General features: G+C 22.3%; 16 protein-coding genes and 2 pseudogenes. 14 read left to right on the forward strand and 4 right to left on the reverse strand.

What is annotated here, in order from left to right; translation table 11 throughout:
- Positions 1–59: 59 nt before the first annotated feature.
- Positions 60–2,637, reverse strand: a pseudogene (gene mutS / locus RJX12_RS01685) (DNA mismatch repair protein MutS).
- A gap of 528 nt (positions 2,638–3,165) precedes the next feature.
- On the opposite strand from mutS, the gene RJX12_RS01690 reads away from it, so the two are divergent.
- Positions 3,166–4,080 carry a 5'-3' exonuclease gene (locus RJX12_RS01690; RefSeq protein WP_343192034.1) on the forward strand — a complete coding sequence of 305 codons (915 nt, stop codon included), beginning with the start codon at positions 3,166–3,168 and terminating at the stop codon, positions 4,078–4,080.
- Complete coding sequence (locus RJX12_RS01695; protein ID WP_343192035.1) at positions 4,032–5,840, forward strand: DNA polymerase; 1,809 nt, start codon at positions 4,032–4,034, stop codon at positions 5,838–5,840. Before RJX12_RS01690 ends, RJX12_RS01695 begins: the two co-directional genes overlap by 49 nt.
- Positions 5,841–5,896: 56 nt before the next feature.
- Here the strand turns inward: RJX12_RS01695 and yihA are convergent, their stop codons facing one another.
- Positions 5,897–6,505, reverse strand: coding sequence for a ribosome biogenesis GTP-binding protein YihA/YsxC (gene yihA / locus RJX12_RS01700; protein WP_343192036.1), 609 nt, complete (start codon positions 6,503–6,505; stop codon positions 5,897–5,899).
- 235 nt (positions 6,506–6,740) lie between these two features.
- Between yihA and typA the strand changes: the two genes are divergently transcribed.
- Positions 6,741–8,561, forward strand: coding sequence for a translational GTPase TypA (typA, locus tag RJX12_RS01705; RefSeq protein WP_343192037.1), 1,821 nt, complete (start codon positions 6,741–6,743; stop codon positions 8,559–8,561).
- 143 nt (positions 8,562–8,704) lie between these two features.
- On the opposite strand, the gene gmk is transcribed toward typA, so the two are convergent.
- Positions 8,705–9,331, reverse strand: coding sequence for a guanylate kinase (gene gmk, locus RJX12_RS01710; protein WP_343192393.1), 627 nt, complete (start codon positions 9,329–9,331; stop codon positions 8,705–8,707).
- A 122-nt stretch (positions 9,332–9,453) separates the two neighbouring features.
- Positions 9,454–10,422: a tRNA-modifying protein YgfZ gene (gene ygfZ / locus RJX12_RS01715; protein ID WP_343192038.1), complete on the reverse strand. Its 969-nt coding sequence runs from the start codon at positions 10,420–10,422 to the stop codon at positions 9,454–9,456.
- 306 nt (positions 10,423–10,728) lie between these two features.
- Between ygfZ and prfB the strand changes: the two genes are divergently transcribed.
- The 11 genes and pseudogenes from prfB (at position 10,729) to tusA (ending at position 23,882) form a co-directional block, all read left to right on the forward strand.
- On the forward strand, positions 10,729–11,826 hold the full coding sequence (gene prfB / locus RJX12_RS01720; RefSeq protein ID WP_343192039.1) for a peptide chain release factor 2: 1,098 nt from the start codon (positions 10,729–10,731) through the stop codon (positions 11,824–11,826).
- A gap of 6 nt (positions 11,827–11,832) precedes the next feature.
- The gene (gene lysS / locus RJX12_RS01725; RefSeq protein WP_343192040.1) at positions 11,833–13,344 is read left to right on the forward strand and encodes a lysine--tRNA ligase; all 1,512 of its coding nucleotides are present in this window, start codon (positions 11,833–11,835) and stop codon (positions 13,342–13,344) included.
- 49 nt (positions 13,345–13,393) lie between these two features.
- Positions 13,394–14,659 (forward strand): diaminopimelate decarboxylase, encoded by a 1,266-nt coding sequence (gene lysA / locus RJX12_RS01730; protein ID WP_343192041.1) that lies wholly within the window; start codon positions 13,394–13,396, stop codon positions 14,657–14,659.
- A gap of 96 nt (positions 14,660–14,755) precedes the next feature.
- Positions 14,756–15,585: pseudogene (gene lgt / locus RJX12_RS01735) on the forward strand (prolipoprotein diacylglyceryl transferase).
- A 23-nt stretch (positions 15,586–15,608) separates the two neighbouring features.
- A complete protein-coding gene (thyA, locus tag RJX12_RS01740) occupies positions 15,609–16,403 on the forward strand; it encodes a thymidylate synthase (RefSeq protein ID WP_343192042.1) in 795 nt (264 codons plus the stop codon).
- Positions 16,404–16,580: 177 nt separating this feature from the next.
- Positions 16,581–17,903, forward strand: a complete 1,323-nt coding sequence (gene miaB, locus RJX12_RS01745; RefSeq protein ID WP_343192043.1) for a tRNA (N6-isopentenyl adenosine(37)-C2)-methylthiotransferase MiaB — start codon at positions 16,581–16,583, stop codon at positions 17,901–17,903.
- A 60-nt stretch (positions 17,904–17,963) separates the two neighbouring features.
- Positions 17,964–18,422, forward strand: a complete 459-nt coding sequence (gene ybeY, locus RJX12_RS01750; protein ID WP_343192044.1) for an rRNA maturation RNase YbeY — start codon at positions 17,964–17,966, stop codon at positions 18,420–18,422.
- An 86-nt stretch (positions 18,423–18,508) separates the two neighbouring features.
- On the forward strand, positions 18,509–19,363 hold the full coding sequence (locus RJX12_RS01755) for a transporter associated domain-containing protein (protein WP_343192045.1): 855 nt from the start codon (positions 18,509–18,511) through the stop codon (positions 19,361–19,363).
- Between the two features lie 247 nt (positions 19,364–19,610).
- Complete coding sequence (leuS, locus tag RJX12_RS01760; protein ID WP_343192046.1) at positions 19,611–22,220, forward strand: leucine--tRNA ligase; 2,610 nt, start codon at positions 19,611–19,613, stop codon at positions 22,218–22,220.
- Positions 22,221–22,308: 88 nt separating this feature from the next.
- The gene (holA, locus tag RJX12_RS01765; RefSeq protein WP_343192047.1) at positions 22,309–23,304 is read left to right on the forward strand and encodes a DNA polymerase III subunit delta; all 996 of its coding nucleotides are present in this window, start codon (positions 22,309–22,311) and stop codon (positions 23,302–23,304) included.
- 335 nt (positions 23,305–23,639) lie between these two features.
- Positions 23,640–23,882, forward strand: a complete 243-nt coding sequence (gene tusA / locus RJX12_RS01770; RefSeq protein WP_343192048.1) for a sulfurtransferase TusA — start codon at positions 23,640–23,642, stop codon at positions 23,880–23,882.
- Positions 23,883–24,100 lie beyond the last annotated feature (218 nt).

Genomic DNA, 24,100 nt, shown 5'->3' on the forward strand with positions numbered 1-24,100 from the left:
TACATAAATTAATAACTTATATTTATATATTTTTAATATATAAAAAAATATAAATATAATTATTTTTTATCAGATAAAATGTAATCTTTTAACAAATAAATTATTTCTAAAGACTCTCTTGGAGAAAGTAAATCAGGTTCAATATTTTTTATTACACATAAAATGTTCTCTTTTAAGTTCTTTTGAAATAACATATTTCTAATTTTTTTAAAATAATTTCTATTATTACAAATTTGTGATGAATATTCCAATTCCTTTAGTTTTACTTGAGCTTGACGAATGACATAATTTGGTAAACCTGATAATTGAGCTACAGCTAATCCATGACTTTTTTTTGTAAATCCACTTTTTACCATATATGTAAATTGAATTAAATTATTATGTTCAATTACTTCAAAATAAATATTTTTTATTTCTTTAAATTTTTCTGCTAATAAAGTTAATTCAAAATAATGTGTAGAAAATAATGTAATAGACTTAATAACTTGTACTAAATATTCAGCACATGCCCACGCTAAAGATAAACCATCGTAAGTAGATGTACCTCTTCCAATCTCATCAATTAATACTAAACTATTTTTATCAGCATTATTTAAAATACTAGCTAATTCAGTCATTTCTACCATGAAAGTCGATTTTCCCATTGATAAATCATCTGCAGAACCAACTCTAATAAAAATTTTATTGAAATTACCAATTTTTGCTATCTTTGCTGGAACATAACTACCTATCCAAGTCATAATAACAATCAATGCTATTTGTCTCATATAAGTACTCTTTCCTCCCATATTAGCTCCAGTAATAATAATCATTCTATTTGTTTCAGATAATAAAACAGAATTAGAAACAAATGAATTTTGTAAAACAGACTCGATAACTGGATGACGACTATCTATTAATGAAATAAAAGGATAATCGTATAATTTTGGACAAGTATAATTCATAGCAACTGAACGTTCCGCTAAATTGGTCAATACATCTATTTCAGCTAATATCGAAGCATTAGAATATAAACTATCTAATTCAGTAGAGAATATGTCAAATATTTCTGTATATAGTTTTTTTCTAAGTTAATAATTTTCTCTTGTGCTACCAAAATATTAGATTCATAATCTTTTAATTCTTTAAAAAAATATCTTTCACAATTTTTTAATGTTTGACATTTACTATAATGAGATGGTACTAATTGACAATGTCTTTGACTAACTTGTATATAATATCCAATGATTCGATTAGATCTAATTTTTAATGATTCTATACCTAGAATATCTTTTAATTTTATCTCTAATTTTTTCAGATATTGATATCCATCTGTTTTTATTAATCTTAATGTATCTAACTCATCATTATACCCAGAAGATATTACTCCTCCATCTTGAATTGAATCTGAAGGACATATATTGATTGCTCGTTCTAATAAATTTAATAATTTTTTAAATTCTTTAATTGAAAAACATAATTTTCTTATATGACTAACATTTATATTTAATAATATTTTTTTTATTATCGGTAATTGTATAAAAGTTTTTTTTTAAAGAAATAAAATCTTTTGGTGACGCTGTACGTAAAGCAATACGAGAAGTAATTCGTTCCAAATCGCTAATGTTACATAATTCTGCCTGCAAAATAATATATATTTTACGCAAACCAGAAATACTATTTTGCCGATTTTTAATAACATTAAAATTACGTTCAGGAGAATTTAACCACCTTTTTAATATTCGACTACCCATTGATGTAGAAGTATGATCTAATACAGAACATAAGGTATTTTTCGTACCACCAGAAATATTTTTAATAATTTCTAAATTTCGATAAGTTGACCCATTAATAGTAATATTATCTCTAATATTATTTATTTTAATCGATTTTATATGAGGTAACATATAATAATGTGTATTTTTTACATACTGTAATAAACATCCTGCAGCACAAACAGCAATATATACTTTACAAAAACCTAACTGAAATAAATTAATATTACTAAACTGTAAACTTAATTGTTTCCATGATTTAAAAAATTCAAATTCTGATACAGAACGTTTACGCAATCCTCTTCGTGATTTTATGTCATAATAATAAATAAAATTTTCAGGATACAATAATTCTTTTGGGTTATCTTTTTCTAACACGGATAATATGTCGTTAAAATTTTTATATTCTACTATATTGAATGAACCAGAACAAATATTCAAAGTAGCATAACCAAAAATATTATTTTGCATCCAAATAGAACTTAATAAATTATCTTGATCATCTTTTAAAAAAATATCATCAGTTACTGTACCTGGTGTAATTACTTTCACAACTTTACGTTGTAATAAATTAGTGTTTGGACATATACCACCTATTTGTTCACAAATCGCAATAGATTCACCTAATTTAATTAATTTCACTAAATAAGAATCAACAAAATTACAAGGTATTCCAGACATTGGTATTATTTTTCCACCAGAATAACCTTTTTTTTGTCAATGTAATCTTTAATAAATGAGAAATTTTTTTAGCATCCTCATAAAACAACTCATAAAAATCACCCATTCTATAAAACAAAAGCATATCTGGATAATGAGATTTTAATGACAAGTACTGTTGAATCATAGGAGTATGACATATTGTTTTATTGATTTTTTTCATAAATTAGCTCAAATGGATTTATATAAAAAATTACTATATTTTTTTTTATAACATAAATAAAAATGCCATTAAATTATAAATTTATAACGAATATTTATATATCCTGTACAACTACTACACACATAATAAGATATATATTAACAGTTAACATTCTTTTAAAAAAAATATTAACTATATATATTTTTTTATTATCTCTATTTATATAAAGAGAAAATAAAAAATAATATTTACATCTAAAATAAAATATATATGTAACGTAACATTTTATATCTAATCATTTGCATAAATTTAATTAAAAAATATCGACTATCATATTATAAAAAATATTTACTCAATATATTATTCATTTTATATCTTAAATTATTAACATATTTCTTATATTAATATCATCTATATGACATATAATAAAATATTAACTTCATAAAAATAAAAAAATACACTATATAATATATATTATAAACAATATCATGTGTTAAATAATATTCATTTCTTTATAATAATTAACAAAAAATATAATACCTGTAAAAAATGAACAATATACAAATAGATAATAATAAAAAAATCTTAATAATAGATGCTACTACATATATGTACCGTGCATTCTATGCATTACCATCATTAACTAATAACCAAGGGAATCCATCTGGAGTAATATATGGTGTCATAAATATGTTATATAAATTATTGCATAAATATAACACATATCACATTATTTGTGTATTTGATGCTCCATATAAAAATTTTAGACATCATTTATTTAAAAATTACAAAAAAAACAGAAAATCTATTCCAGAAAACTTAAAAAAACAAATTCCACATTTACAACAAATAATTACATTTATAGGTATACCAATATTCATGATTCCTTTTGTAGAAGCAGACGATGTAATTGGAACACTATCTCATAAAATAGCAAAACAAGGATACTCTGTATTAATTAGTACGAATGATAAAGATATGTTACAATTAATTACAAAAAAAATAAAAATTATACATACAAATAACAATAATATTATTGGAATATCAGAAGTTAAAAAAAAATATGGTATATCTCCTATACATATAATAGATTTATTATCATTAATGGGAGATTCTGCCGATAATATTCCAGGCGTACCAAAAATAGGTGAAAAAACTGCTTTAATATTATTAAAACATTTTCAATCTTTAGAAAATATATATAATAATATAGAAAATATAAAACATATCCCAATTCACGGAGCTAACAAAATATTTAATATCATTAAAACCAATAAAAATATTGCTTTTTTATCAAAAAAATTAGCAACAATAAAAAAAGATGTCCTATTAAATGTCAATATAAAAAAGAATATTAATTTACCATTCCAAAAAAAAGAACTAATAAGATTATTTCATTATTATAATTTTGATATATGGAAAAAAAAGATAGAAAACAATGCATGGTTACCAACAAAAACATAGAATATAATATACATGACAAAAATAATCAAACATGTATTACTATTAATAATAAAGAACAATTTGCACATTTTTTAGAAGAAATAAAATATTATAAAAAAATATCATTTATAATCATAACTGAAATATGTAAACATGAAAATAAACAAATTATAGGTTTTTTATTTTCAGTTACTATTGATCAGTCATTCTATTTACCTGTTTCTATTTATGAATGTTGTAATAATAAAAATAAAATTAATATATCTTACTATTATTATATGTTACAACAACTAAAATTAATTTTTGAAAACAAACATATATTAAAGATAGGATTTAATATAAAAAAAAATATTCATATATTAAAAAAATACCATATAAAATTATATAGTAATTTTTTTGATACTATGATTGCATCACATGCACTAAATAATTGTATAAAAAAAAATAAAGATATCTACAATCTGATAAATTTATGGATAACACAAAAACAAAATAAAATATATGATTCACTTATAAAATTTAATACATCTGCAATTAATTTAAAATTATATTTAAAGATATCAAATTTTTTATATGAAGAAAAAATCACAAAAAAAACAATATATAATATAGAATTACCATTAATAATAATAATAGAAAATATAGAAAAAAATGGTGTATTAATTGATAAAAATATATTAAGAGAACAAGAAAAAAAAATAAATATTGAATTATTAGAATTAGAACAATATATTTATAAATTAATAGAAAAAAAAATTAATTTACTGTCAAGCAAACAAATTAAAGAAATTTTAATCACTATACCAAATACAATATATGAAAATAAAAAAGATTTATTAATGCAATCTGTAAAAAAATATAGAAGTTTATATAAATTACAATCAACATATGTAACACTTTTGCCAAAAAAAATTAATATGATTACTAACAGAATACATACATGTTACAATCAAATTAATACTTTGACTGGAAGATTATCATCTAGTAATCCAAATTTACAAAACATTCCATCATCTACAACTTTTTATGGAAAAAAAATTAGAAATGCTTTCATAGCACCAAAAAATTTTCTTATTGTTTCCTTTGACTATTCTCAAATTGAGTTAAGAATTATTACTCATTTATCCAAAGATAAATATTTCATTAAATTATTTAATGAAAAAACGGATATTCATCTAATGACCGCTGCTTCAATATTTAATATACCTGTAAAAAATGTCATAAACAAGCAAAGACAATTTGCAAAAATGATTAATTTTAGTGTAATTTATGGAATCAACCCATTTAATTTATCAAAACAATTAAATATCAGTATACTGAAAGCAAAAAAATATATTACCACCTATTATACTAAACATCCAGAAATATTACAGTATATAAAAAATACTAGTAAATTAGCACTGATTAATGGATATGTATTAACATTACATAAACGAAAAATATATATTCCGAATATATTCTCAAAAAATATCAATATTCGTCAAGCTGCTCAAAGAACAGCTATTAATGCCACTATACAAGGTACTACTTCAGATATAATGAAGTTGTCTATGATAAAAATACATCATTTATTAAAAACTAAATATACTTTGACAGCAAAAATGATTATGCAAATACATGATGAATTAATTTTCGAAATACAACAAATGCAAGCACATAATATTTGTCAAGAAATAAAAAAAATTATGGAAAATAGCTGTAAATTAGATATCCCTGTATGTGTAAATGTAAAATTAGGAAAAAACTGGGGCGACATATTATCTAGTGTCATAAAAAATTGAATACATAAAATGTATTATGAAATTGATAGTATAAACAATAAAAACACAAAATATATTTATTCTTTACTATATAACCAATTATCTAATTTTTGACGTAATGTATTCACTCCTATTTTTTTTACAGCAGAAAATACATTTACATAAAATAGTTTAGAAGAATATTTCAATATTTCTCTATTAACTTTATTGAACTCTATTTTTTGATCATTTAATAAAATTTTATCTATTTTTGTTAATAAAATCAAAACTGGAATATTATTATTTAAAGCAATTTTTAAAACTTTACGATCTAACATTTTCATATTATGTCTAATATCCATAAATAAAATTATTCCCTTTAAACACGTTCTTTTTTTTAAATAATTAAAAATCATATGTTCCCATTTATTTTTTAAAAATTTTGCTACATTAGCATATCCATATCCAGGTAAATCAACTAAAAAATTATCATGAGATATGGAAAAAAAATTTATATACTGAGTTCTACCTGGAGTTTTACTAGTGCGAGCTAATTTTTTTTGATTAGTTAATAAATTTATAGCACTAGATTTACCGCAATTAGAATAACCAACAAATGCAACTTCTTTAGTTATACTATTATTACATTGTATTGCGCTTATTTCACTACTAACAAAATGTGTATTTATATAATTATTTTTAATCAAAGCATATTGTCCTTTATTATCAGATAATTGAAATATGTCATCACTATATTTTTTTAAAAAATATTTTTATACATTAACTTAAAATTTATATAATTACAGATGATTAAAAATCAGTTTAATTCAGTTTTATATTTTACTATAATAACAATATATATATATTAATTCATTAAATTTTCACATAATCATAATATTTTATAAAGTAATTTAATACAATTTAAAATTGTGAGACAATAAAATGAATAAAAATCTAAGAAATATAGCTATAATAGCTCATGTAGATCATGGTAAAACTACTTTAATAGATAAATTGCTACAACAATCAGGAACTTTTCAAAACCATGAAATTACCACTGATAGAATCATGGATTCTAACGTTTTAGAAAAAGAAAGAGGAATTACTATACTTGCAAAAAATACCGCTATTCAATGGAAAAATTATCGAATTAATATTGTAGATACTCCAGGACATTCTGATTTTAGCGGTGAAGTAGAACGTGTTATGTCTATGGTTGATTCAGTATTACTAGTAGTTGACGCACTAGATGGTCCTATGCCACAAACTCGATTTGTGACAAAAAAAGCTTTCGACTATAAAATAAAACCAATTGTAGTAATAAATAAAATCGATAGAAAAAATGCTAGACCAAATTGGGTTATAGAACAAATATTTGATTTATTTATTAATTTAAATGCAACTGATGAACAACTTGATTTTCCTGTTATATATACTTCTGCATTGCTAGGTACCGCGGGAAAAAATTATACAAATATGTGTAACAATATGATCCCTTTATATGAAGCTATTATTGAATATGTGTCACCACCATATGTAAACCCTCAAGGTACATTACAAATGCAAATATCTCAATTAGAATATAATAACTATTTAGGTATTATAGGTATTGGTAGAATTCAACAAGGTTCTATTAAACCTAATCAGTTAGTAACTATTATTGAACCGAATGGAAAAAATAAATCAGCGAAAATAGGAAAAGTACTTCATTACTCAGGACTCAACCGAATTGAAATACCTATAGCATATGCTGGAGACATTGTTGCTTTAACTGGATTAAATAAAATAAATATTTCAGATACAATTTGTGATCCAAAAAATTTACAACCACTTCCTGTTTTAAATATAGAAAAACCAACTGTAAAAATGTTTTTTTCCGTTAATACTTCACCTTTTTCTGGAAAAGAAGGAAAATATTTAACAGCTAGACAAATTTTCAACAGATTAAAAAAAGAAGAAATACATAATGTTGCTTTATTAATTGAAGAAACATCCGACTCAAACATATTTTGCGTATCTGGACGTGGAGAATTACATTTATCTATATTAATTGAAAATATGCGTAGAGAAGGATTTGAACTTGCCGTATCTCGTCCAAAAGTGATTTTTCGTGAAATTAATGGCATAATGACAGAACCATTTGAAAATGTAACATTAGATATAGAAGAAAAACATCAAGGTAGTATTATGACTACTATGGGAGAAAAAAAAGGAGAAATAAAAAACATTATACCAGATAATAAAGGAAGGATACGGTTAGATTATATTGTTACTAGTCGTTCCTTAATTGGTTTCCGTTCAGAATTTACAAATATTACATCCGGATCAGGATTATTCTATTCATCATTTAGTCATTATGATAATATGCAATTTAACAGTTTAAATCAAAGAAAAAACGGTGTTCTAATCTCTAATAATAAAGGTATAACTGTAGGATTTGCATTATATAATTTACAAGACAGAGGAAAATTATTTTTAGGTCATGGTAGTCAAGTATATGAAGGACAAATTATTGGAATACATAATCGAATCAATGATCTTACTGTCAATTGTTTAACAGGAAAAAAATTAACTAATATGAGAGCATCTGGTACAGATGAAGCAATAGTGTTAACTCCACCTATTAAAATGACTTTAGAAAATGCGTTAAGTTTTATTAATGATGATGAATTAGTAGAAGTTACGCCGCGAGCTATTAGATTAAGAAAAAGATATCTTACAGAAAATGAAAGAAAACGAGTATCTCGTTCTAACAGAAATTAAAATATTTACTGTAATAATTGTAATAAAAAAATATTAAAGACCCTTATTATAATAATCAACTATGTAATTATTTTATATAATATTCAATATTTTCTTATTATAATAAGGTTCAACTTAATATAAATTAATAAATATATTTAAAATTAATTATTTAATAAATGGTTAATAATTAATTGATTGACTTTCTGTTGTCTCTTTATACATAAATGTTCAGCTTGAATAATTGTAATTAAATTGTACATTGCAACATTAAAATCATCATTAACAATTAAATAATCATATTCAATATAATGCTGAATTTCTATCGTAGACTTTTGAATTCTTTTTAATATATCTAAATTACTATCTTGACCTCTATTATTCAGTCGACGATATAACTCATGTTTAGATGGAGGTAAAACAAAAATGCTCTTAGAATCTGGTATTTTTTTTCGTATTTGCTTAGCTCCTTGCCAATCAATATTTAATAAAACATCGATACCATTAAATAAAGTATGTTCAACATATTTTCGAGAAGTTCCATAATAATTGTTAAATACTTTCGCGTATTCTAAAAATTCTTCTCCAATAATCATTTTTTTAAATTTTTCCTTTGAAATAAAAAAATAATGTTCTCCATTTTTTTCTCCCTTCCTAATATGACGCGTAGTATATGATATTGATTCTTTTATTTGATATGTTAATACTGATGAATTTAATAATGCTTTAATTAAACTAGATTTACCAGTACCACTTGGGGCAGAAATAACAAAAAGTATACCTGTATCCATCATCATTATTATTAATATATTTAAAGTGTATCAAAATATAGTAAAGTACTAATAATATAGATAATATTTAATTATTATTACATTACCCTATTATATTGTTAATAAAATTTATTTTTAGTAAATTAAAATTTTTTATGTACAAAAAATAAATTATTTACTTCACTAAAAATACGTAAATTACTTTTTAAATCTATATTTTTATGCAATACAGCTTGTATCCAAATATATCCATTATACATACTTATTGCAATCAAAACATAACCAACAATATACCAATTATTCTCTTTATCTAATTCAATTAAAGAACCAATTTTAGGTATGATAGTACTTGGATAACAACTTATTAACCAAAACAAAGATTGTTTATTCGCTGATTTAAATTTTATTTTTGCAATGGATTCTTGTCCAAAATAACAACCTTTATTAAAATCAATTCCATTTAAATTCTCTAAATTAACAGATAATGGAGAACATTTATTAGTTGTCATTTTACTTATTATAGAAAAACCAGATTCAATATCTAATGATAACCATTGATCACTTGTGCTTATTTGAGAAAAACAATTTATTATTTTAGATAACATTAAATTATTTTTTTTAATAATTAACATAAAACGTTCTAATGGAGAATTAAACCATAATAAAATAGCACTTTTATGACATATAACAGAATTGTCTTTATCTGGTAATTTTAAAAAAAAATTTTTTAAAATTTGTCTACTTCCATTGCCTACTATACCAAATAATAATACATCATTATCTTTACGTATTATTACTTCGGAAAAAATAGAATATTTTTTTAATTCAAAAATTTGTATTAAAGAGACATCAGTACGTTCTATATACATATAACTATTTCTACAATAAAATAAATGAAAAGTGCTCCATATTTTACCATTAATATTACAATGAGCACAAAAAATATGTTTATTATAAGGTAATAAATCTAAGTTAATCGTAATTTGACCTTGCAAATATTTTTTATTATCCACACCATCAATTCGAATGCAAGACCAATCATTTAATTGAATAAAACTTAAAGGAACTTTATTAGAAGGATAAATTAAATTACAAAAATTAATTCTTTGCATAATAATAATTTCCTATAATATTAAGAATTATATGTATATGTAATATACATATAATATCAAAAAAAAATTTATAAAAATATAATATTATACTTTTTTATATCACGATTCAATTAAATAAATTAATACCAATATAAATTGTATCATTATATTTTATATCTTCAGAACAATTATAATAATTAAACAATACATTGAAAACAAATTACACTTTATTAAATGATTATTACAATACTATTTCTATCGTTAGTATATATACTATAATAACGTCATAAATAAAATTTCTCTATAAATTAGGTTTAATAAAATAATATGTTAGAAATTAACACTATTCACAATACAATAAAACAATTAATACACAGAAAAAAAATGTTATTAATAATGCATCAATACGATAAAAAAAAAGAACGTCTATTCAATATAGAAATAGAATTAGAAAAACCATTTATATGGAATAATGTTTCATTGACAAAAAAAATTACACAAGAACATACATATTTAATTCAATTAATTAACTCTATTAATAATATAGATGAAAATATTGAAAAAATTATACATATATTAAAAAATTATGAATCGCAATTTAATAAAAATATTATAAATGAAATCAATCAAAAAATAGAAATTACAACAATAGAAATAGAAAAACTAGAATTTTTACATATGTTTTCTAAAACACATGATACACTTAACTGTTATATTGATTTACAATCTGGTTCTGGAGGAATAGACGCTCAAGATTGGACAAAAATGTTATTAAAAATGTATTTAAAATGGAGTGAAAAAAAAGGATTTAAAACAAAAATAATTGAAGAATCAGCAGGAGACATAGCTGGTATTAAATCTGCTACTATACAAGTCAATGGAGATTACGCTTTTGGATGGTTAAGAACAGAAAACGGTATTCATAGATTGGTGAGAAAAAGCCCATTTAATGCTAATAATAGACGACATACATCTTTTTGTTCAGTTTTTATATACCCAGAATTAGATGATAAAATTAATATTCATATTAATTCTTCAGATTTACGTATTGATGTTTACCGTGCATCAGGAGCAGGGGGACAACATGTCAATAGAACAGAATCTGCTGTACGAATTACCCATTTACCAACTAATACTGTAACTCAATCACAAAATCATAGATCTCAACATAAAAATAAAGAACAAGCAATGAAACAAATGTACGCTAAATTACATCAATTAGAAATACAAAAAAAACAAATTAAAAAAAAAGAACTAGATGCTACAAAATCCAATATAAGTTGGGGAAATCAAATTCGTTCTTATATACTGGATGATTCTCGAATAAAAGACATACGTACTGGAATAGAAACTCATAATGTCCAATCTGTACTTAATGGTCATTTGGATCAATTTATAATCAACAATTTAAAATTAGGATTTTAAAAAAATATGTGTCATGATACTAAAAAAAATAAAGAAAAAAAAAACCAACTAAATACAGAAAAAGATATAAGAACAAGAAAGTTAATTTACATGCAAAAAAAAGGTTTTAATTTTCCTAACGATTTTAAACCAAACGTAACTATTAATCAAATTCATGTTCAATATCGTAATGAAAACAACCTAAACTTAAAAATAAAAAATGTTCAAGTAAAAATAGCAGGTCGTATGACTCAAAAAAGAATAATGGGAAAAAGTTCTTTTTTTTTATTACAAGACGCTGATGGAAAAATACAAATTTACGTCACAGAAAAAAAATTACCCATTAATTTTTATTCAAATCAATTTAAACAATGGAATTTAGGAGATATTATTGGAGTAATAGGTAATATCTTTAGAACAAAAACTAATGAATTAACTATCTATGCTACTAAATTACAACTACTAACAAAAACATTACGCCCATTACCAAATAAATTTAACGGATTATCTGATTCAGAAATTAAATATAGACAACGCTATTTAGATTTAATTAGTAATAAAACATCACAAAAAATATTTAAAAAACGTTCAATTATATTAAATACTATTCGTAACTTTATGTTAGAAAAAAATTTTTTAGAAGTTGAAACGCCAATGATGCATCATCTTCCTGGAGGAGCTACTGCACGTCCTTTCATAACATATCATAATTCATTAAATATTAATTTATATCTCAGAATAGCACCAGAATTATATTTAAAAAAATTAATTATTGGAGGTTTTAATAAAATATTTGAAATTAATAGAAATTTTAGAAATGAAGGGTTATCAACACGTCATAATCCAGAATTTACTATGTTAGAATTATATGAAACATATGCTAATTATGAAGATATGATGCAATTTATAGAAAATCTTTTAAAAAATATTACACAAAAAATATACAATAATAATACGATACAATATAAAGAATATACCCTTGATTTTTCTAAAAAATTTAGACGTATTACCATGCATCAAGCAATATTACTCTTTAATAAAGATATAAAATTATCTGATTTAGAAAATAAAAATAAATTAAAGAAAATTTTAACAACATTAAAAATAAATATTAATGAAAATTGGACAATAGGACATTACATTATACAAATATTTGAAAAAACTGTAGAAAAAAAATTAATAGAACCCACTTTCATTACACATTACCCAATAGATGTATCTCCATTAGCTAAAAGAAACAAAGATAATACTAATATCGCTGACCGTTTTGAATTATTTATAGCAGGATATGAAATTGGTAACGGATTTTCTGAGTTAAATGATTCTATAGATCAAAAAGAAAGATTTAATGAACAAAGACTAATAAAAAAACACAACAATAATCATTTTTTTTATGATGAAGATTATATTACAGCATTAGAATATGGATTACCACCTACAGCTGGTTTAGGTATTGGAATTGACCGATTAATTATGTTATTAACAAATCAAAATTGTATTAAAGATGTAATACTATTTCCAACATTACGTCCTCTATAAAAAAATGTTCAACAATATTAAATATTTTGTTAAATTAAATGAGATCAAAATGAACATTCCATTAAAAATGAACGAACCGTATACAAATATAAAAAATATACTACCATTAATCAAAAAACATTATACACCTATATGGATTTATTATTATGAAATAATAAAAAAAAAAATACAAGAATTAAATAAATTTGATGTAATTAGATATGCACAGAAAGCATGTTCAAACATTCATATTTTAAAAACATTACGCAAATATAATGTTAAAATAGACGCTGTTTCCTTAGGTGAAATTGAGCGTGCTTTACTAGCAGGTTTTACCCCTAATAATCATGAAATTATTTTTACAGGCGATTTATTTGATAGAGAAACCCTATATAAAATTGTTGATTTAAACATCACTGTTAACATAGGTTCAATTAACATGTTAGAACAAATAGGAAAAATATCCCCTGGACATTGTATTTGGTTAAGAATTAATCCTAAATTTGGCCATGGTCACAATAAAAAAACAAATACCGGAGGAGAAAACAGTAAACATGGAATATGGAATCCATCTTTAGCTATAGATACAATAAAAAAATATAAATTAAAATTAATAGGAATTCATATGCATATTGGATCAGGGTCTGATTACCATCACCTTAAAAAAGTATGCGATGCTATGGTACATACAGTTTTACAATTAAATCAAAATATAAAATCAATATCAGCTGGTGGCGGTCTACCTATTCCATATCACTGTAAAGATAAAAAAATAGATATAGAAAACTATTTTTTATTATGGGATAATGCTAGAAAACGTATTTCTAAACATTTAAATCATCCAATAGAATTAGAAATTGAACCAGGACGTTTTTTAATAGCAGAATCAGGTATTTTATTAACTGAAGTAAGAACAATAAAAAAAATGGGTAAAAATACTTTTGTTCTTATTAATGCTGGATTTAATGATTTAATGAGACCTACTATGTATGGAAGTTATCACAAAATTTCAGCTTATTCTCATACTGGACATCTTATCAAAACAAAAAAAACAATAAATACTATTGTCGGAGGACCATTATGCGAATCAGGAGATATATTCACGCAAACTAATACAGGAGATGTTCTAACTAGAAAATTACCTCTATTAAAAATTGGAGATTACTTAATTTTCCATAATACAGGTGCTTATGGTGCTTCTATGTCCTCAAATTATAATAGTCGTCCTTTAATAGCAGAAATATTATGTAAAAACAATAAATTTTATACCATAAGAAAAAGACAATCAATAATAGATATGTTAAAATCAGAAACTGAATGTAATATACCTGAATAGATAAAATTAATAACGAAAATAATAGACTTAATATCATATTTTACACATATATTCATTTATTAAACATTTAATATATATATAAAAAAAATGAATCATATTTATATTAATTTTCCAAAAATAAATCCTATAATGATATCTATAGGTTCTTTTTCCTTATACTGGTATGGAATACTTTACCTTATCAGTTTTATATTTATACTTTATTTTAGTAAAAAAAAAATAAAAAAACTGAAAAAAAAATAGAAAATATACTATACTGTTCTTTTTTTGCTATGTTATTAGGTGGTAAAATAGGATATATAATATTCTATCATCCATATTATTATTTACATCATATTTTCAATATATTTAAAATATGGAACATTGGAATGTCTTTCCATGGTGGACTCATTGGAGTAATAATTACTATATTTATTTTTGCAAAAAAGAATAAAAACAATTTCTTTAAAATTACTGATTCTATTGTTCCATTTGTACCCTTCGGACTAGGAGCTGGTAGAATTGGAAATTTTATTAATGGTGAATTATGGGGTAAAGTATCACTAAACGCACCCGTCTCTGTTTTTTTTCCAAAATCATATGAAGAAGACTTAAATATTTCTATAATACATCCAGAATTTAAACCTATAATGAATCAGTTTGGAACATTACCGAGACACCCTTCTCAATTATATGAATGTTTTTTAGAAGGAATCGTTCTTTTTGTTATATTACATATATTATCAAAACGTACTTATAAAAATGGTACCTTATCATCAATATTTCTAATTTTTTATGGAATATTTCGTATTATCGGTGAACTTTATCGTCAACCAGATCCTCAAATTGGTTTATATTTAGATATATTTAGTATAGGTCAAATATTATCATTTCCAATGATTATAATAGGAATAATAATAATAATTAAAAATTATGTTAAAAAATAAAAAATTTCATAGCTAGGTAAAACATGAAAGAATATTTAAACTTAGTAAAAAAAATTATAAAAGATGGAAAAAATAAACAAGATAGAACTGGTACTGGTACTTTATCTATTTTTGGATACCATATTAAATTTAATTTACAACATGGTTTCCCTTTAGTAACAACAAAAGAATGTCACATACCATCTATTATATATGAATTATTGTGGTTCCTTAAAGGTGAAACTAATATTCAATATCTAAATCAAAAAAAAATATCTATATGGAACAAATGGGCTAACGAAAAAGGAGATCTTGGTCCTATTTATGGCAAACAATGGAGAAAATGGAAAACATCCAAAAATACATACATAGATCAAATTCAAAATGCTTTATATATGATAAAAAACGAACCTAACTCACGTCGAATTATAGTTTCTTCTTGGAATGTTAGTGATATACCAAAAATGGCACTACCTCCATGTCATATATTATTTCAATTCTATGTTATAGATAATACCTTAAGTTGTCAAATATATCAAAGATCGTGTGATGTATTTTTAGGACTACCATTTAATCTAGCGAGCTATGCAATGTTAATACATATGTTCGCACAACAGTGCAATTTATCTGTTGGTGATTTATTATGGACAGGAGGAGACGTTCATTTATACAATAACCATTTAACACAAGCTAAATATCAAATTTTAAGAACTCCTAAAAAAAAACCAACATTAATTATTAAAAACAAACCTAATTCATTATTTGAATATCATATTAATAATTTTTGTTTTATAGGATACAAACCATTTCCACGAATTAAAGCTGATATTTCCATTTAAATAAAATTATATATTTATAAAAATATAAATAAATTAAATTACATACTAAAAAAATACTCTAACGTAATCAAATTTACTATTTACAACACATTTTTTTATTCATGACATAGCACGGATCGTTATTATTATTTAATATACTGGATGACAAAATCAATTCTTACAATAAGTAAAAAAAAAATGAAAAAAAAAGTATATATTAAAACTTGGGGTTGTCAAATGAATAATTATGATTCATCAATTATTTCCAGAATATTAAAAAAAGAAAATAATTATGATATCATTGATACATCTGAAACAGCTGATATTCTAATTTTAAACACATGTTCAATCAGAGAAAAAGCACAAGAAAAAGTATTTCATCAATTAGGTAGATGGAAAAATTTAAAATATAAAAATCCAAATTTAATCATTGCAGTAGGAGGTTGTGTAGCTACACAAGAAGGTGAAAAAATAAAAGAACGCGCAAAATATGTTGATATAATATTCGGCACTCAAACACTTCATCGTTTATCAAATATGATAAAAAACGTACATAAATCAAAAAATACTGTAATAGATATTACTTTTCCTAAAATAGAAAAATTTGATTATATTTTAAAACCTGACGTTTCACAAGTATCTGCTTTCGTCACTATAATGGAGGGTTGTAATAAATATTGTTCTTTTTGTATAGTTCCTTATACACGTGGTAGAGAAATTAGCAGGCCTTATAATGATATTTTACATGAAATATATCAATTATCAAAAACAGGAGTCAAAGAAATCAATTTGTTAGGACAAAATGTCAATGCATATAAAATATTTAACAAGAATGGAACAATTTATAAATTTTCAGAATTATTAAGAGATGTAGCAAAAATAGAAACAATCAAAAGAATTCGTTTTACTACTAGCAATCCAATTGAATTTACAGATGATATTATTGAAGTATATAAAGATACTCCAAAACTGGTAAACTATCTCCATCTACCAGTGCAAAGCGGATCAGATAGAATTCTTAAATTAATGAAAAGATCTCATACTATTTCAGAATATAAAAAAATTATAAAAAAAATATTAAAGATACGTCCTAACATTCATATAAGTTCTGATTTTATTGTAGGATTTCCTGGTGAAACATCACATGATTTCCAAAAAACTTTATCATTAGTTCGAGAAATTAAATTTGATACAAGTTATAGTTTTTTATATTCTCCTAGACCTGGAACACCAGCGTCAAAATTATTAGATAATATTCAAGAACATGAAAAAAAACAAAGACTTTATACCCTTCAAAAATTAATTAATCAACAAACTGAATATTGGAATAAAAAGATATTACATAGTACTCAATCTGTATTAGTTGAAGGAATTTCAAAAAAAAATATTATGAAACTGTCTGGAAGAACAGACACTAACAAAATAGTTCATTTTACAGGATCTCCAAAAATGATTGGAACATTGGTGAATTTAAAAATCACTCATTACTATCAAAATTCTTTAAAAGGAGAATTAATTTAACATTAAAAAAATTCTATTCATAAATTATAATTATAATGTATATTAAAAAATTTATCACCTATGAAACGAATAATTATCGATATACAAAAAACATGTATCAATTCTTTTTATACACCTAAAAAAAAAGATTTTAAAAAATGGTTAAAAGAAATTCTAAAATTTTATCAATCAACTTACGAAATTACTATAAGAATAGTGGGTAAAAAAGAAATGATCAATATAAACGAAAAATATAGAAATCAAAAAAAACCTACAAATATTTTATCTTTTTCATATGATAACAACAGTCAAAAAAAATTAAAATTTTTAGGAGATTTAATAGTTTGCAGTCAAATATTATCGGAAGAAGCTAAGCAACAAAAAAAAAACATAAAGTCCCATTGGGCCCATATAATTATTCATGGCACATTACATTTATTACAATATAAACATACAACAAAAACACAACAAAGAAAAATGGAATCGTTAGAAAGTAACATTATGTTATCTTTAGGATATAATAATCCATATCAATTTTAATATATTAATACTTATTATCCATATACACTAATTATTATATTTTTAACACAAAAAAATATTAAACATAAAATATATATTAATATCATATGAACAATAAAAAACAAAAAAATAAAGAAAATAAAAAAAGTTTTTTCTCTATTTTATTAAATCAAATATTTCATGATGAACCTAAAAATGAAGAAGAATTGTTAAAATTAATACACGATTCAAAAGAAAATACTCTGATAGATCAAAATACTGGTAATATGTTAGAAGGTATAATAAACATTACTAAACAACGTATACGAGACATTATGATTCCACGTTCACAAATGATCGTATTAAAACCACATTATACAATTGATAAATGTTTACATATCATAATTAAGTCAGAACATTCTAGATTTCCTGTAATAAGCAAAGATAATAATTATATTAAAGGAATCTTAATAGCTAAAGATTTATTACTATTCATAAAAAATAAACAAAAAAAATTCTATATAAAAAATATTTTACGACCAGCTATTATTGTACCGGAAAGCAAGTATGTTAATAACATGCTACAAGAATTTTGTTTGAACCAATTTCATATGGCAATTGTCATAGATGAATTTGGCACTGTTTCTGGATTAATTACTATAGAAGATATTTTAGAATTAATAGTTGTAAAAATAAATAATACTTATTATCAAAAAAAAAAAATAAATATTAAAAAACTCAATACACGAACTTTTACCATCCAAGCTATTACAAAAATTGAAGAATTTAATAAAATTTTTAATACTAATTTTAATAAGAAAGAAGTTAATACAATTGGAGATTTAGTAATTAAAACATGCGGATATCTTCCTAAAATAGGAGATACCATAAATATTAATGGGTATTTATTTACAATACAACTAGCTAATAATAAACAATTAATACGATTACATGTTAGCTTACCAACAAATAGTATTAATTAAATTATATATACAGTAATTGATAAATATATATAAAATATATATAGTAATATATTATAAATTATTTAAAATTATATATATATATGAAAACATATATATAATAAAATACAGTGATTCCAAATAATAAATAAATTATTTATATATTAATTACATATTATATATATTATATAACTTTACATATATACAGAAAATATTTTAATTATACACACCAATAATAACATGCTTATTTTTTTATATTAATTATAATCATATGACTACATATAATAACATAGATGAAATATACCAACCCGAACAAATAGAACCATATGTACAAAATATATGGGAAAAAAATAATTACTTTAAAGTTACAGAAAATATAAATAAAGAAAAATATTATTGTTTAGCTATGCTTCCATATCCTTCAGGAAATTTACATATGGGTCACGTTAGAAATTATACTATTAGTGACGTGATATCTCGTTATCATAGAATGTTAGGTAAAAATGTACTACAACCTATGGGTTGGGATGCATTTGGATTACCTGCAGAAGAAGCAGCAATTAAAAATAATATCTCACCGAAAACATGGACTTATCAAAATATACAAAAAATGAAGAAACAGTTAAAACTATTAGGTTTTAGTTATGACTGGAGTAGAGAAATTACTACATGTGAATCCAGTTTTTACCATTGGGAACAATGGTTTTTTACTAAATTATATCAATCAAATCTTGTATACAAGAAAAAATCATCTGTTAATTGGTGCCCTACAGACAAAACTGTATTGGCAAATGAACAAATAATTAATGGATGTTGTTGGCGTTGTAATACCAAAGTAATTTTGAAATACATATCTCAATGGTTTATAAGAACTACTAAATATGCCGAAGAATTACTTAATGATATAAAATATTTAACACAATGGCCTGATAAAGTAAAAAAAATGCAAAAAAATTGGATTGGTCGTATGGAAATATATGAAATTTCTTTAAAAATTTTAAATAGTACAGAAAAAATTATAATACAGACCAATATACCTGATGAAATTATAAATACAACATATATATCTATTTCACCATTCCATGACTTTGTTCAAAAAATAATAAAAAAAAGAAAAAAAATTAAAAAATTTATACAAAATATATGTAACATTATGCAGAAAAAAAATTCTATAAATTGTATAACAACATTAGGAATAAATACCAATCAATATGCTATACACCCATTAACTAAAGCTTTATTACCTATCTGGATAAATAATATCTTACTTATTAACGATATTAGCGATGCTATTTTTTCAACACCTATAAACAATAAAAACGATTTTAATTTTGCTACTAAATATCAAATAAAAAAACAACCTAAATTTATTTTATATAATAAAAAATATACTTGTAATCAATATAAAACCAAAAACAATACAAAAAAAATATTATATATTGATCATTTAAATGATCTAAAAAATAAACAAATTAATTCTACAATAATTAATAAAATACTTAAAAAAAACGGCATCGCTAAATTAAATGTAAAATATAAACTAAAAGATTGGACTGTATCTAGACAAAGATATTGGGGTACACCTATTCCTATGCTCACGAATAAAAAAGGTAAAATTACTCCAATCCCAGATAATCAATTACCACTCATATTATCTGAACAAAAAAATATAGTAAATTTTCAACATACTAAAAATCAAAATAAAATTCATCCAATATATATAAATGGAAAAAAATTTTTTAAAGAATCTGACACATTTGATACATTTATGGAATCTTCTTGGTACTACATAAGATATATTTCACCAAAATTTAATACTGGCATAGTAGATAAAAATGCTTCTAATTATTGGCTACCAATAGATCAATATGTAGGAGGAATTGAACATGCTACAATGCATTTAATATACATTCGATTCTATCATAAATTATTAAGAGACTTTGGTTGGGTAAAAACAGACGAACCAATAAAACAACTATTATGTCAAGGAATGGTACTTTCAAATGCTTTTTATTATATAACACATGATAATAAAAAAAAATGGATTGATCCTAAATTTGTTCAAATTAAAAAAAATACAATAGGAGAAAAAGTATATATACATAATATAACACAAAAAAAATTAATTCATGCTGGTATGATAAAAATGTCAAAATCGAAAAATAATGGAATAGAACCTGATATTATGATTAAAAAATATGGAGCAGATACAGTTAGACTATTTATTATGTTTGCAGCACCTGTAGAAAATTCACTAGAATGGAAAGAATCTGGAATAAAAGGTATTCATCGTTTCTTACAAAAATTATGGAAATTAATATACTATCATATAAATAATATTTTTTTTCAAAAAAAAATATATCTTAAAAAACTGACAATAAAACAACAACAAATACGTTCTTTACTACACAAAACTATTGCAAAAGTATCTGATGACATCGAACGCCGTAAAACTTTTAATACAGCCATATCAGAAATTATGAAATGTGTTAACTACATTATTCAACAAACAATAGAAAATGAACAAGATTACCTATTAGTACAAGAAGCTTTAACTATAATTATAAAAATGTTATATCCGTTTGTACCTCATTTTAGTTTTTTCATTTTAAAAAACATGTTAAATACACATACTGAAAACGGTGAAATTTTATGGCCAAAATTTGATCCTAATGCAATTATTACTCAATTTAAAACAAAAATTATAATACAAATTAATGGAAAAATACGTTGTAGAATATCTACTAGTTCTTCTCTATCTAAAGAACAAATTGTTAACTTAGCTAAACTAGAACCTTCAATAATTAAATATACTAATCATGCCAAAATAAAAAAAATAATTTATATACCTAATAAAATATTAAATTTAGTATTATATTAATTCTTAACTATTATAATTAGAATATAATATAATATTATATATACGTAAAATTATACGCTATACAAAAATAGCATGTTTACTATTTCATATGATGATAATTTACTCTCATAACATACCAGATATTTTACTACACAAGTTAAATACTATATACTTAATTGTTGGTAAAAATGAATTTTTTATTCAATTCAGTGAAAAAATTTTACTTAAATACGCAAAAAAAAAATTTTTTTATACAAAAAAAGAAATTACTATTACTTCAAATGAACAATGGAAACAATTAATTTCTATATACTCTAATAACACTATTTTTTCGGAAAAAACAATTATTATATGTCAGTATACTCTTAATATATTTGAAAAAGATTTTTTATTTAATTTTAAAAAAATATCTAATTTATCTAATCCAAATATTTTATTAATAATAAAATTAAATTATATCGTTTATATTAATTATAATATAAATATATTAAATATTATCAAAAAAAAATCAATAATAATTTTCTGCAATGCATTGTTACCAAATCAATATATTAATTGGATAAACTATATAATTACTAAAAAAAAATTAAACATACATCAAGATTCAAAAAAATATATATATAAAAATTATGAAGGAAATTTATTTGAACTATCTAATATATTAAATATATTAAAATTACTCTATCCATCTACTTTAATAAAAATTAATGACATAAAAAATATTGTAGAAAATTTAGCTATATTTACTCCACAACAATGGATTGATGCAATATTAAAAAATAAAAAAAAACAATCCATAAACATTATACATAGATTAAGTCAACAGAAATATGATCCAATTATTTTAATAAGAACGTTACAAAAAGATTTATTAATCTTAATTTATATGATTAAAAATAAATCAATTAATTTAAATATATTTTTTAAAGAAAAAAAAATATGTTCCTCACGTCATATAATATTTATAAATGCATGTAAAAAATATACAATAATAAAATTATATAAAGTAATAAAAATTATTACTTGTATCGAATTAAAAATCAAAGAAAAATATAATAATAAAACATTATGGATTTTATTAAAAAAATTAACCTTACAATTTTAATTTAAATTAAACATTAACAAAAATCATTACATTATAAAAACGTATAATTTTTACTATTAATCAACATTCATTAAATATAAATCAATAATTTTTATCAAATTTAATAAAAATATTAATTAATACCCTTAATAATATAGCTATAATACATTCATAATACATACTTCAAAAAAAACAATAAAAATATTTACACAACATATAATATTTTATGTTTTATAATACTTTATTTTGAAATTAATACATAAAAAATATTACTAAATCTAATAACTCTTTATTTACTAAAAATAAATTATTTAATATTATTTAAAACATATAATATTTTTATACAAAGGATTTATATGAAACATCAAAAAAATCATTTTCTAAATTTAGTTAATTTACGTTGTCCTGATCCAATTATTAGAATAAGAAATAAATTGAGAGAAATAAAATTTAATGAAACAATACTAATTTATTCAGATGACCCATCAACAAAAAGAGATATTCCTAAACTATGTTGTTTTATGGGACATACGTTAATACACTGCTATTTAAACGTAATACCATATAAATATTTGTTAAAAAAAGGAAAAAAAATATAAAAATTTTCATTACAACGTAATTAACCTATAAAATATTAGTTAAACTTTAACAATACTAATTAACATATTTAAAAAAAATATTTTAAATACTATTTAATAAATTTATAAAAAAAATATTTTAATAATTGATAAATTAATATCTGTATTAAACTATATGTAATATAGTAATATATATATTTCTTATAAATATTAATTATTTTTTAAAAATATTTAATATA

This window comes from Buchnera aphidicola (Formosaphis micheliae), assembly GCF_039403185.1.
GTDB lineage: Bacteria > Pseudomonadota > Gammaproteobacteria > Enterobacterales > Enterobacteriaceae > Buchnera_C > Buchnera_C aphidicola_B.

Coding starts and splice junctions, on each gene's coding strand:
- thyA (WP_343192042.1), top strand. CDS start 15,609: ATGAAAGAATATTTAAACTTAGTAAAAAAAATTATAAAAGATGGAAAA.
- RJX12_RS01690 (WP_343192034.1), top strand. CDS start 3,166: ATGAACAATATACAAATAGATAATAATAAAAAAATCTTAATAATAGAT.
- holA (WP_343192047.1), top strand. CDS start 22,309: ATGATGATAATTTACTCTCATAACATACCAGATATTTTACTACACAAG.
- lysS (WP_343192040.1), top strand. CDS start 11,833: ATGTGTCATGATACTAAAAAAAATAAAGAAAAAAAAAACCAACTAAAT.
- typA (WP_343192037.1), top strand. CDS start 6,741: ATGAATAAAAATCTAAGAAATATAGCTATAATAGCTCATGTAGATCAT.
- miaB (WP_343192043.1), top strand. CDS start 16,581: ATGAAAAAAAAAGTATATATTAAAACTTGGGGTTGTCAAATGAATAAT.
- prfB (WP_343192039.1), top strand. CDS start 10,729: ATGTTAGAAATTAACACTATTCACAATACAATAAAACAATTAATACAC.
- leuS (WP_343192046.1), top strand. CDS start 19,611: ATGACTACATATAATAACATAGATGAAATATACCAACCCGAACAAATA.
- gmk (WP_343192393.1), bottom strand. CDS start 9,331: ATGGATACAGGTATACTTTTTGTTATTTCTGCCCCAAGTGGTACTGGT.
- ybeY (WP_343192044.1), top strand. CDS start 17,964: ATGAAACGAATAATTATCGATATACAAAAAACATGTATCAATTCTTTT.
- lysA (WP_343192041.1), top strand. CDS start 13,394: ATGAACATTCCATTAAAAATGAACGAACCGTATACAAATATAAAAAAT.
- RJX12_RS01695 (WP_343192035.1), top strand. CDS start 4,032: ATGGAAAAAAAAGATAGAAAACAATGCATGGTTACCAACAAAAACATA.
- ygfZ (WP_343192038.1), bottom strand. CDS start 10,422: ATGCAAAGAATTAATTTTTGTAATTTAATTTATCCTTCTAATAAAGTT.
- tusA (WP_343192048.1), top strand. CDS start 23,640: ATGAAACATCAAAAAAATCATTTTCTAAATTTAGTTAATTTACGTTGT.
- RJX12_RS01755 (WP_343192045.1), top strand. CDS start 18,509: ATGAACAATAAAAAACAAAAAAATAAAGAAAATAAAAAAAGTTTTTTC.